Raw genomic sequence first — 10,594 nt, 5'->3', positions numbered from 1 at the left:
CCAAGCCCCACCCGAACTCCGCGCCGCGCTGCACACCATCGACCGTCACATCGATCACCGACTCGCCCAAGCACGGCTACCTGCCGCCGCCTGAAACTCAGGACAACTGACAAAGACTCAGAGACCAAGGGTCTCTAGCCGGAGCACGGGCGAAGGGATCGGACCATGGACCTGTCGGTCGTCATCCCCGCGTTCAATGAGGCCGATTACCTGCCGCGCTATCTGCCGACGGTGCGGGCAGCCGTGTGCCGTTGGGAGAACCGGTCACGCTCGCGCGGCGAGATCATCGTGGTGGACAACGCCAGCAGCGACGCCACTGCCCACGTTGCGCGCAGCCTCGGGGCGAGGGTGATCCACGAGCCGAGGCGGAACATCGCCCATGCTCGGAACACCGGCGCCGCCGCCGCGAGCGCGCCGATGTTGTTCTTCGTCGATGCCGACGTCGCCCTGCCGCTGGAGGCCGTGGACGTCGTGACGACGCATCTGCGGTCAGGCAGTTGTGTGGGCGGGGCGATTCCGCCGTCGTATGCGCCGCGCCGGCTTGGTGCCCGGTTGCTCTGTGGCTATTGGGACTGGTACCGCCGACGCCGCGGTGGTGCCCAGGGTGTTGCCCAGTTCTGCACGGCCGACGCGTTCCATGCGCTGCGCGGCTACCGCACGGACCTGTACATGAGCGAGGATGTGGAGTTCTTCCGACGCCTGCGGGAGTACGGGGAGGACTGCCGGCGTCCGGTCCTCATCGTGAATGAGCTGCGGGTCTGGCCGTCCACCCGCCGGTATGACCAGTGGCCGACGTGGCGAATGGTGTTCTGGCAGAACCCGATCACCGCCCGGGCCTTTCTCACCTCCGCGAGGTTTTGGCGGCACTGGTACGACGACACGACGGTCAGGTAGCGGCGATGACACCGGCCGCGGCGAGTTCCGCAAGACAGCTCCGGACCAGGCGGGATGCCCGCTCCCGAGCGCGCCGGGCACATTCGGCCCACGCCGGGCCGTCGAGCGAACGGATTGCCGCGGCCCAAGCCAGAACTTCGCCGGAGGGGATCACCAGGCCGCCGTCCTCGATGGCCTCGGCGATGCCGCCGCGGTCCGACCCGATGGTGGGCAGACCGGCGAGTCCGGCCTCGATGATGACGCGTGGGAAGGCGTCCTCGACGACCGACGGGACAAGCAACAGCCGATGGCTGCGATAGAGCCGATCCATCTCGTACGTCCGCCGGACGTAGCGCACGTTGTCCGCGCCGATGAACTCATCGCTGGTATCCCACCAGCCCTCAACGAGAGTGAACCGCCGCTCGGGAAGCTGCCGGGCCAACTCCGTCACGAGCTGGGCGCCCTTCGCGGGGACTGGGTTGACCATGAGCAGGTCGTCCGTGCGGGCGCTGGCGTCGGGCACGTCAACCCCGGAGACGGTGAACGGTGGGTAACAGAGGATGGCAGTCGTGTCCGGCGATGCACCCAGCCGCGACTGCACGAACCGAGAAACCACCAACGCGTATCTGGGGCGGCCGCGGAGCACCTCTGTGCCGGTGCGCGACACGGAGTGGATCCAGCCCACCACGGGAGCGACCCGGCCAGCGCGCACGGCCAGTTCGGCCGAGCCCTCCTGAGAGGTCACCACCAGCTCAGGTGTGGGCTCGCGCAGGACCGTGTCCAGCTCGGCCAGCACGGCGACTTGGCGAACCGACCGGCAGTCAACGCCATTCCACCGGTAGCGCAGCATGTCACGTGCCTTGTCATAGGTGTACTCGACTCCCCGGGCAGCCAGTTGATACCGCATGTCCGCCAGCACCGACGAGCCGTCCCACGGCGCTTCATGCGCCCCGAGATACGTGACCTGCCATCCAGCACCGGCGAACTCCTCGGCCAGCAGTTGCTGGGTCACCTCGGCACCGCCGATCAGGAAGGGTGGAGTGAACCGTCGCCAGGCGAACAGCACCGAACGCATCGGGGTGCCGTCATTTGTCGGTCACGACGAGGTCCCACACCGCTGCCACGGCCTCATCAGGACTACGCACGTACCGGCTGGTGCCGCCGGCCTGCTCGAACGCCCGGCAGTTCGCCTTGCCGTCATCAAGCAGGACGGCGTCAGCGAACGACAGGCCGTGGCGGTCGAGCCAAGCGCCGAAGAAACCGGCTGGATCTTCGGCTTTGAGCACGCCAACCTCGGATGACGAGATCAGATCATCGGAGAAGTTACGGATATCCTGTCGCTGGCGGGCCATGGAAACCAGGCAATCCATGTTGTCTGTGGCGATGACGATGTTCCAACTGGCAGCCGCGTAGCGAAGAGCCTCGATCAGCGGTTCGTGCAGGGGCATCGTCCGGCAATCGTGATAGAGCCGCCGGATAAAGTAGTCCCCTCGGGCGCTCTGCGGCTGTTCGATCTCCAGTAGATCGACGATCTCCTCGGCGGTGTGCCTGCCGCGCATCCAGTCATCGACGGTCTGCCAACGCTGGCCGAACAGTTCTGCCGCCTTGGGCTCCAACCGAGCCCGGAAAGGGTGCCGGATATTCGACCGGATGCTGTACCACAGTGGCGCCTTGCTCAACACACCGTGCCAGTCGACAAAAAGCACGCGCGGCCACAAAGTCAACTGGCGGCTCGGCCATTCTCTGAACCGGTGGATCACGCGCGTTCCCACAATGCCCTCCTCACTACGACAGCTCCTGCGCGATAGTGTACGCCACTGTGGACAGACTTTGTTCGGCATAAATCCAACTCACCTGCGTAGCACGAGCAAGCCCTTTCCTGGTAAAATAGTCACGGAAATACGTAATGAAATCCGGATCGAGCAAGAAAGAGTCGAACGGCTCCGCGAGCCGTTCGCGCCGCCGCTGCAGCTCCTGTGGACCGGCGTCGAGGTAGAAGGTCCGGTCGGGACGCAGGTGTGCCAGGCGTGCGAGCAGTTCGCGAGCCTGTTCGTGGACGCCGTAACCGAAAAGCCGGTCGAGTGCGTAGGCATGCGCCAGCAGGGTGTCCACGGAGCGATCAAGCAGGACCAGGTCCGCGCTGCCCGCCCGATCGTTCAGGTGGGCGACGCGCCGAGCCTCGATGCGCATGAACACCCTGAACGCGTCGAGTTGTTCCTGCGCGCTGCTCGTGCGGGCCGGCGGAACGTCGTCACGGTTGTCGATCTCATCGACGTAGCAACCGAACGTGACGAGCCCGTCCGCGGGAAGCAGCGACCTCAGCGCCGCCAGGATGCTCGTCTTCCCCGCGAACGACGGTCCCTCCAAGGCGATGATCCTCACGCGGACCCCTGCCCCGCGACGCGGAAGAAGCGCTCCGCGAACCGAGCGTTCCCCGAGACGCCGTCGTCCGAGTGGAGCGGAGCCGCGACCGTCCAGTTGTACCGCAGCACGCGGTACATCTCCCGCTGCGGCTGCATCTGCGACTGGTACATGTGGAGCAGGACGAGCTTGTCCAGGGCGACGTCGGTGATGTCCTGGACCTCGCTCGTGAGGATCCGGCCGACGCGTAGGTCGAAGAGGTGACGATCATCCACGTTGGCCGCGTAGGTCGGATAGAAGCTCGTGTCGTCCCAGAACCACCGGCAGCCGAGCCGACGAGCGGCCTCGTGCACCCGGAGGTGATCCGGATGGCGCGTCACCCCGGCCGGAGCGATCAGCTCAGCGTCCGGATGCTCGTCGAGACAGGGGCGCAGCAGGTCGGCCAGCAGCGGGACCGACCTGGGATCGTTCGCCTGGTACGGGGCATCGGCATCGTTGAGCCCGAGCAGGTGATGCCGGGTGACGTGGAGGGGTAGGAACGCCTGCCGCGACTCTTCGGCCCGCAGCGCCGAAATCTCGTCGATCGAGGACAACCCCGGGCTGATCCCGGGGTGCACGCTGGTCGTCTGCGTGAAGACCGTGACCACGGTCAATGGCCGCGTCCGGGAGAGGACGTAGCCGCCGGCGGAGAGGACCAAGTCGTCGTGGTGCGGTTCGAGCGCCAGGACCGGCCGCCCGCGGGGTGCCCGTTCCTCGATGAGATACCTCGTTTCGGTGAGCGGTGCGACGAGCTCGAGAATTCCCGGCTCGCCACTCTCCCGACGCGACCTCAACCGGCCTTGCCACTCATCGAGTGAAGCCAACATGTCGTCAGGGAATCCGTAGATGCCGATGCCGTCCGGAACCGGCAGCGGCCGTCGGGGCATGGCTTCTCCCGGCATGCGATGTGGCGGTGGACGAGCAGCGGACGCAAGCTAGCCCGACCCGCTTGTGGAGCGCCAGTGCACAACACGCCGGCAGCATGTGGATGGCATTCGAACATTCCACCGTGCGGCTGTGGACGACTAGGGTCTCTACCCACCGAAACACCAGGTCACGCTTGTGGATGAAGCAAATGTCCCTGGGGATCGCAAACAGGGCAGATCACACCCGATCGGGCGACGATAGCCAACAATTCGCATACACGCGACTACTCTGGGTATACCGCCGGGGTTCGGCAGTCGGGTGGTCAGTGCGTGAGTCGGTCCTCCCGCAGCAGGTTGCGGCGAATCAACTACGTGGAAATCCGCGTTAGCGATCATTTAGCTCGTGCGGCCCGCACGTGCTTCTTGATCACGGCGGCCGTGTCGGCCGGGGTGAGCGCCCAACCTGGCGTGTCTCGCATCTGCGTAGTCGTGTTCTGCGCTGGCGTAGTCATGACACGCGTCCACGTAGCCAACCGCGTCGACGCGAGAAGCCGGAGACCGGGAAGATCGCGGTCAAGGTCATCAACGACTACGGGGACGAAGTGATGAAGATCATCGACGCCTGACCGGCCGGTTACAACGCGAGGTGAGTGCGGAGGGCCGTGTCCAGCTTGGTGAGGAGGTCGTCGGGCACGGTGCCGGCGCGGTGGTTGAGGCGGGTGACGGCGACCGAGCGGATCTGTTCGGCCTGAGCCTTGGATTCCTTGTCGAGGCCGCATTCCGCGGCGGGCAGCAGGATCTGGAAGGGGAAGATGCGGTCGGTGTTCGAGGTGATCGGGACGACGGTCACGACGCCGCGACCGGATCGTTGGGCGGCACGGTTCGCCGCGTCGTTGCTGACGATCACGGCCTGACGGATCTTGTTCGCTTCGGAGCCGCGGACCGGTTCAAGATCGACCCAGTAGATGTCACCTCTGCGCATCGGTGAGCCCGTCGGCGGACGTGGCGTCCCACAGGTCGGCCTCCCCGCTGTCCGCCCACTCCTGCCAGGCCAGGTCATACGCGTGCTCGAGGTCGGCGGCGCGCAACAGTTCCAGTCCCCGGTGAATGACCGACGACCGTGACGGCGCGCCTGCCTTCGCGGCGTACTCGTCGATGAACGCCACGTCATCGTCCGGCAGGCTGACGCTGAGCTTCATACCCACAATGCTACCTGGAGTAGCACCAGATTGGCTACCCCAGGTGGCCGCTCATGACCGTGCCGAGTAGGCCACGCACGTCGCCGTGAATGACTGGGCCGGTGGGGTTCTTGCTGTCGCGGATGGCGCCTAAGCCCTCGGCGACCTCGACGCATGCATTGTTCTGACCGCCGGAGACGCTGCTCTTGCGCCAGCGGACAGTGTCGTTAGTGATCATTTAGTTCTTGAGTGCCCTCACGTGCTTCTTGATCAGGGTGGCTGTGTCGGCCGGGGTGAGCGCCAACCGGGTCACCTCATCGAACATGGTGGTGAAGCGCTTGACGTCCTCCTCATTGTCCACCCAGGCACCGCCGGCGGGGTACTCGAGGTAGACGCCGGACGTGGCGTCAGGCTCGGGGTAGTCAACGATGATGCATGAGCCGGCCATGGTGCCGTAGGCGCCGGCGGCGAACGGGATCACTTGCACAGAGATGTTCGGCTGCTCGGCCATGGCCAGCAGGTGCACGAGCTGCTCGCGCTGCACCTCGACGTCGCCGACCTCGCGATGGATCACTGCCTCGTCAATCAGCGCGTGCACGATGAGCGGATCCGGACCATCAAGAGGTTTCTGCCGGTCCATGCGCACCGCGACGACACTGTCCGCCCGTGTTTCGGGACGCTCCAAGATCCGCCCCGCGTCGAGCAAGGCGCGTGTGTAGCGCTCGGTCTGTAGCAAGCCTGGCACTACCAACGGCGCCAACTCCCGTTCCCGCACCGCCTCGCGCTCGGCGTTGACGAGCCTCCGGTAGCCGCTGGGTGCGCCGGCAGGCAGGCGTACCGACCGGGGCTCGTCCTTGGCGTCGTCGTAGCAGCGCGAGGCTTGGTCGAGGTCTTCGGCGGTCGCCTCGTAGAACGTCAGCAGGGTGCGCACGGTGCCCCAGGCCGGCAGGACCTCGCCGGTCTCGTAGCGGTTGAGCGTGCTGGCCGTGCTCTGCTTCAGCTCGGCGGCGGCCGCCAGCGCCGGCTTCCCCGACCGCTCCCGCACCTCGCGCAGGAGCCGGCCCAGCCGTTTCTTCAATCTCGTCGCCGTCGCCACGCACGGGAGCCTACGCAACTCGTGCTGGAAGCACATTCACACGATCGAGCGATCGATATGTGCGTACGCACGACTTATCGTTGCATGCATCAAGCTGGATCGCGTGCGGAAAGGAGTGTGGGATATGAGCCAGCAGGTGCACCGGGCTCGCTGGTGCAAGGACTGTCTCGCCGGGGTGCACAGCATCCACCCCGAGACCTGGCGAACCGGCTTCCTACTCCTGGTCCGCCGGCAATGCGCCTGCGTGGACTGCGACTGCACCTTCCGGCGCGTGCGCGTCGAGGAGCCGCGCTACCACCAGCGGCACCACCAGCCACATGTGCACCGCCGGCGCCGGACCGGGCGCCGGCACGCGGCGTGAACAGAAGGGACCGACATGCCGACCGGTACTGATTCGCCCGAACCCCGGCCCGGGTTGCGGCACAAATCGGCGATCGTGCCGTACACCACGCGATGGAGCGGCGAGACGAAGCTCCCCACCGCCGTGGTGGCCCGCGCCCGCGGATTCGGCATCGCCTTCGCCGACGAGATCATCAGCGATCGCGACCGGCATGGCGCGCTGTGGCAGCGGGATCCCTCCCGTCCGGGCACGGGGCTACCCGAGTTCGGCAACGTCCACTCCGGACGGCAGCGCCGCGCGATGCGCAACCTGCTCTGCCAGGTCTGTTCCGGCCCGGCCGACCGGGACGAGCTCGGCACGCTGTGGCTGCTCCCGGACTACTCCGACTACCACCAGGACTGGGCGGGCTGGCCCGAGCGGATGGCGACGCCCGAACCGCCGGTCTGCCTCGCGTGCGCCAACACCGCGGTCCGCGTCTGCCCGGCGCTCCGCAAAGGTCATGTCGCCATCCGCGTCGGCCATTCCGTCGTCAGCGGCGTTCGCGGCGCGCTGTACGTTCCCGGGCCTTTGCTTCCCAAACCGGTGGACGACGTCATGGTCCCCTACGAGGACCCCGCCATGCGCTGGACCCTTGCCGCACATCTGGTCCGGGAACTGTTCCAGTGCACCATCGTGCGCCTGGACGAATGAGCTCAGGCGGTGATGGTGTCGCGTTCGATGGTCAGGTTCGCGCGGTCGGCGGCGGCGCGGCCGGCATGCCAGCCGGCTCCGTTCGTGACCGACACCGACCGTTGGACGGTGTGGCTGAACATCGCCTGGAAGGTTGCCTCGACCACCCGGGACCGCCTGGCCAGCACCGGCAGCAGGCGGGCGTCTTCGGCCGGGTCGTGGGCGCGCGTCGCGGCCTCGTCGAGACGCTCGCCGATCCGGGTGGCGTAGGCGACGAGGAAGGACTGGCGGAACGACCGGGTCCGGGATGTTCCGGCCCGGGTGATCTGGCTGCCCTCGGCGACCATCGCGCGGGTCGCCTGCACCAGCAGGGACATCACCAGCAGCTCGGTGATCTCCAGGTCCATCTCCTCGCCCACCAGAGCGACGAACCCGAGCGTGGAGTAGAACACCGACCTGCACCGGTTGGCCGCGGCGACCGCGGCCACCAGATGGGATTTCGCCTCCACATAAGGGTTGTCCAGCCACAGCCGGACCGAGGCCGCCGTCTGCTCGCGGTCCGTGTCGGCGTCGAGCAGGGCTCGCTCGAAGGCATGCCGGTTCATCAGCTCCTGCGCCTTGGCCGACAGCGCCTCCGCCTCCTCGGGGTACTGCGTGGACTCCGCCTTGGCCAGCAGACCCCGGACCCGGGTGAGGATCTTCTGGTCCACTCTGGACACCGCGGCGCCGCCGGCGGCCGTGCCGGGTGGCGCGACGATCCGCGGCAGCTCCGGAAGGGTCATCAGCATGGCCAGCAACCCGATGGTGACCAGCAGGGCCTGCTCGAGGCCGGCGCCTTCGCGCTCGGCCCACTGCAGCAGCTGGGGCCGGTCGCGGTCCCACCAGACCGTGGCGTCGAGCTGGCGGACCTGCGCCGACCACCGGTCGTCCACCGCCGATCCGTACCGCGCGGAGTCCGCGGCGATCGTGTCCACCAGCAGGGCGGTCGACCCGGCGTCCGCGCGCCGCCGGGTGATCTCCCACAGGTCGGCGGGCATCCAGCCGGCCGACCAGAGCCGCTGGAGCACGTCGGCCAGGGCGATGCCGGCGCCGGTGGCGACGGTGCGCGGCTGTATGGCGAAGCGGCCGCCGGACAGCTCGGCCGCCCGGGCGGCCGCCGCGGTGGTGCTGCCCGCCCGGTGTGCCCGCGCCGTGTCCAGCAGCAGACCCGCCACCAGCTCGGGGGGCGGACCCGCCTGCGAGGCCCAGAAGTCTTCCTGCTCACACGTGCAACCCGGTCCGTGCGGACCGGAGAAGCCGTACCGGGACGGCGTGGGGCCGCGATGCGACCGGTTCCGCTTCTTGTTCGCCCGCTTCTCGCGGTTCCGCGTCGACACCAGCCAGAGGGTACTGAGCACGGACCCGCGAACGGGCGAGCCGCGCCGGTCGGGGACCCAACTCAGTCACAGCCCGAGCACTTGCCGCAGGCCCGAGTCCACGTCGCGCATCAGGACCATGGGAACGTCCCCGACCCGGCGCGTCAGGTCCTCTTTGTTGAGGGTGACGAGTGCGGTCACGTTCACCACAGAATCGCGGGGCAGTCCTGTCGCCGATGCAGGTAGGAACACGTTCCCAGGCGCGGTCGCCAAGTTCGTGTTGGAGGTGACTATCGCCACCAGCACGGTCGACAGGCGGCTTGCGTTGTACGGATCAGCTTGCACGACGAGCACAGGGCGCCGTTTGGCTGGACGTGAACCGTCGGGCTCGCCCAGGTCAGCCCAGTGGATGCTGCCCCGTTCAATCACCACTCGTCGTCCGCCGCCGCCAGCCGCCGCCGACCTGCCTCAACAGCCGCCACCGCCGAGTCGTCACTGTCGCCGATCAAGTCGAGGGCAGCATCGATCTCTTTGGTCAGCGTCTGCTGTTCCAGATGCTCGAGGTAGAAACGCGCAGCACGCGTGTAGAACTCGGAGCGCGTGACACCGAGATGTTTCGCACCGCGATCTACCTGGGCGAATGTCTCATCTGGAACCGATATGGCCGTCTTCACACCATCGAGTATAACTCGGTATTACCGAACTGTCGATCAGCCCTGGGCGGCGAGTTGGCCGCAGGCGGCGGCGATCTCGCGGCCCCTGGTGTCGCGAACGGTGCAAGCGACGCCGCCGGCGTTGACCCGGTGCACGAACTCCGACTCGACCGCCTTCGGGGACGCGTCCCACTGCGAGCCGGGGGTGGGATTGAGCGGGATGAGGTTGACATGCACCAGTTGGCCGAGCTGCTCGCGCAGCCGCTTGGCCAGGAGATCAGCCCGCCAGGGTTGGTCGTTGATGTCCCTGATCAGGGCGTACTCGATCGAGACCCGCCGGCCCGTCGTGTCGGCGTAGTAACGGGCCGCCTGTAGCACCTCGTCAACCGGCCACCGGGTGTTCACCGGCACCAACGTGTCCCGCAGCTCGTCGTCCGGAGTGTGCAGCGACACCGCGAGCCGCACCTGCATCCGTTCGTCGGCAAGCTTGCGGATCGCCGGCACCAGACCCACCGTGGACACCGTTACCGAGCGCTGCGAGATCCCCAACCCGGACGGTGCCGGATCACAGATGCGGTGCACCGCATCGACCACCCGGCGGTAGTTGGCCAACGGCTCGCCCATGCCCATGAAGACGATGTTGGACAGGCGGGTGGGGGTGCCGAGGGAGCCGTCGCGGGCGGCGGAGGCGGCGAGGCGGACCTGGTCGACGATCTCGGCGGTGGAGAGGTTGCGGGTGAGGCCCGCTTGGCCGGTGGCGCAGAACGGGCAGGCCATGCCGCAGCCGGCCTGGCTGGAGACGCAGACGGTGGTGCGGTCCGGGTAGCGCATGAGGACGGACTCGACCAGGGTGCCGTCGTGGGCGCGGAGCAGGGACTTGCGGGTGCGGCCGTCGTCGCAGGCGACCGCGCGGACCTCGGTGAACAGCGGCGGCATCAGCTCGGCGACCAGGCGCTCGCGGCTCGCGGCGGGGATGTCGGTCATCGACGACGGGTCGGCGGTCAGCCGGCCGAAATAGTGCCGGGACAGCTGGTCGGCCCGGAACGGCTGCTCCCCCAACGCCTGGACGGCCGCGCGGCGCTCGCCGGTGGACAGGTCGGCGAGGTGGCGTGGCGGCAGCGCGCGCTTGGGCGCGTCGAACACGAGGGGGAGGGAGGTCATAGC

Annotated in this window: 15 protein-coding genes; 3 read left to right on the top strand and 12 right to left on the bottom strand. The window is 67.7% G+C overall.

What is annotated here, in order from left to right; genetic code table 11:
• Positions 1-165: 165 nt before the first annotated feature.
• Positions 166-894, top strand: a complete 729-nt coding sequence (locus VGR06_RS02105) for a glycosyltransferase (protein ID WP_327557200.1) — start codon at positions 166-168, stop codon at positions 892-894.
• On the opposite strand, the gene VGR06_RS02100 is transcribed toward VGR06_RS02105, so the two are convergent.
• The 8 genes from VGR06_RS02100 to VGR06_RS02065 form a co-directional block, all read right to left on the bottom strand.
• A complete protein-coding gene (locus VGR06_RS02100) occupies positions 887-1,948 on the bottom strand; it encodes a glycosyltransferase (RefSeq protein WP_327557199.1) in 1,062 nt (353 codons plus the stop codon). The genes VGR06_RS02105 and VGR06_RS02100 overlap by 8 nt on opposite strands.
• Positions 1,949-1,958: 10 nt before the next feature.
• Positions 1,959-2,645, bottom strand: coding sequence for a hypothetical protein (locus VGR06_RS02095; RefSeq protein WP_327557198.1), 687 nt, complete (start codon positions 2,643-2,645; stop codon positions 1,959-1,961).
• Between the two features lie 13 nt (positions 2,646-2,658).
• Positions 2,659-3,255: a hypothetical protein gene (locus VGR06_RS02090; RefSeq protein ID WP_327557197.1), complete on the bottom strand. Its 597-nt coding sequence runs from the start codon at positions 3,253-3,255 to the stop codon at positions 2,659-2,661.
• Positions 3,252-4,160: a PIG-L deacetylase family protein gene (locus VGR06_RS02085; RefSeq protein WP_327557196.1), complete on the bottom strand. Its 909-nt coding sequence runs from the start codon at positions 4,158-4,160 to the stop codon at positions 3,252-3,254. Before VGR06_RS02085 ends, VGR06_RS02090 begins: the two co-directional genes overlap by 4 nt.
• Positions 4,161-4,773: 613 nt before the next feature.
• Positions 4,774-5,121, bottom strand: coding sequence for a type II toxin-antitoxin system PemK/MazF family toxin (locus VGR06_RS02080; RefSeq protein ID WP_327557195.1), 348 nt, complete (start codon positions 5,119-5,121; stop codon positions 4,774-4,776).
• Positions 5,108-5,338 carry a ribbon-helix-helix domain-containing protein gene (locus VGR06_RS02075; protein WP_327557194.1) on the bottom strand — a complete coding sequence of 77 codons (231 nt, stop codon included), beginning with the start codon at positions 5,336-5,338 and terminating at the stop codon, positions 5,108-5,110. Before VGR06_RS02075 ends, VGR06_RS02080 begins: the two co-directional genes overlap by 14 nt.
• Before the next feature lie 34 nt (positions 5,339-5,372).
• The gene (locus VGR06_RS02070) at positions 5,373-5,555 is read right to left on the bottom strand and encodes a DUF397 domain-containing protein (protein WP_327557193.1); all 183 of its coding nucleotides are present in this window, start codon (positions 5,553-5,555) and stop codon (positions 5,373-5,375) included.
• Entirely contained in the window at positions 5,556-6,413 is an 858-nt protein-coding gene (locus VGR06_RS02065) for a helix-turn-helix transcriptional regulator (RefSeq protein WP_327557192.1), read from the bottom strand.
• 124 nt (positions 6,414-6,537) lie between these two features.
• Between VGR06_RS02065 and VGR06_RS02060 the strand changes: the two genes are divergently transcribed.
• Positions 6,538-6,774, top strand: coding sequence for a hypothetical protein (locus VGR06_RS02060; protein WP_327557191.1), 237 nt, complete (start codon positions 6,538-6,540; stop codon positions 6,772-6,774).
• A gap of 15 nt (positions 6,775-6,789) precedes the next feature.
• On the top strand, positions 6,790-7,443 hold the full coding sequence (locus VGR06_RS02055) for a hypothetical protein (RefSeq protein ID WP_327557190.1): 654 nt from the start codon (positions 6,790-6,792) through the stop codon (positions 7,441-7,443).
• Positions 7,444-7,445: 2 nt separating this feature from the next.
• Here VGR06_RS02055 and VGR06_RS02050 read toward each other — a convergent pair whose 3' ends face one another.
• The 4 genes from VGR06_RS02050 to rlmN all read right to left on the bottom strand — a co-directional run bounded on the left by VGR06_RS02050 (position 7,446) and on the right by rlmN (position 10,591).
• Positions 7,446-8,798, bottom strand: a complete 1,353-nt coding sequence (locus tag VGR06_RS02050; protein ID WP_327557189.1) for a DUF2786 domain-containing protein — start codon at positions 8,796-8,798, stop codon at positions 7,446-7,448.
• A gap of 66 nt (positions 8,799-8,864) precedes the next feature.
• Entirely contained in the window at positions 8,865-9,209 is a 345-nt protein-coding gene (locus VGR06_RS02045) for a type II toxin-antitoxin system PemK/MazF family toxin (protein WP_327557188.1), read from the bottom strand.
• Positions 9,203-9,451 carry a CopG family transcriptional regulator gene (locus VGR06_RS02040; protein ID WP_327557187.1) on the bottom strand — a complete coding sequence of 83 codons (249 nt, stop codon included), beginning with the start codon at positions 9,449-9,451 and terminating at the stop codon, positions 9,203-9,205. Before VGR06_RS02040 ends, VGR06_RS02045 begins: the two co-directional genes overlap by 7 nt.
• Before the next feature lie 36 nt (positions 9,452-9,487).
• Entirely contained in the window at positions 9,488-10,591 is a 1,104-nt protein-coding gene (gene rlmN / locus VGR06_RS02035; protein ID WP_327557186.1) for a 23S rRNA (adenine(2503)-C(2))-methyltransferase RlmN, read from the bottom strand.
• Positions 10,592-10,594 lie beyond the last annotated feature (3 nt).

Source organism: Actinophytocola sp. (genome assembly GCF_036002505.1).
Lineage (GTDB): Bacteria > Actinomycetota > Actinomycetes > Mycobacteriales > Pseudonocardiaceae > DASYTH01.
The sequence above is the reverse complement of the archived record's forward strand: the minus strand, read 5'-3'. Positions and strand labels throughout refer to the sequence as shown.

What these genes read in the sequence shown, in the direction of transcription:
- VGR06_RS02075 (WP_327557194.1), bottom strand. Translation starts at nt 5,338, where the DNA reads ATGAAGCTCAGCGTCAGCCTGCCGGACGATGACGTGGCGTTCATCGAC.
- VGR06_RS02070 (WP_327557193.1), bottom strand. Translation starts at nt 5,555, where the DNA reads ATGATCACTAACGACACTGTCCGCTGGCGCAAGAGCAGCGTCTCCGGC.
- VGR06_RS02080 (WP_327557195.1), bottom strand. Translation starts at nt 5,121, where the DNA reads ATGCGCAGAGGTGACATCTACTGGGTCGATCTTGAACCGGTCCGCGGC.
- rlmN (WP_327557186.1), bottom strand. Translation starts at nt 10,591, where the DNA reads ATGACCTCCCTCCCCCTCGTGTTCGACGCGCCCAAGCGCGCGCTGCCG.
- VGR06_RS02105 (WP_327557200.1), top strand. Translation starts at nt 166, where the DNA reads ATGGACCTGTCGGTCGTCATCCCCGCGTTCAATGAGGCCGATTACCTG.
- VGR06_RS02085 (WP_327557196.1), bottom strand. Translation starts at nt 4,160, where the DNA reads ATGCCCCGACGGCCGCTGCCGGTTCCGGACGGCATCGGCATCTACGGA.
- VGR06_RS02060 (WP_327557191.1), top strand. Translation starts at nt 6,538, where the DNA reads ATGAGCCAGCAGGTGCACCGGGCTCGCTGGTGCAAGGACTGTCTCGCC.
- VGR06_RS02100 (WP_327557199.1), bottom strand. Translation starts at nt 1,948, where the DNA reads ATGCGTTCGGTGCTGTTCGCCTGGCGACGGTTCACTCCACCCTTCCTG.
- VGR06_RS02055 (WP_327557190.1), top strand. Translation starts at nt 6,790, where the DNA reads ATGCCGACCGGTACTGATTCGCCCGAACCCCGGCCCGGGTTGCGGCAC.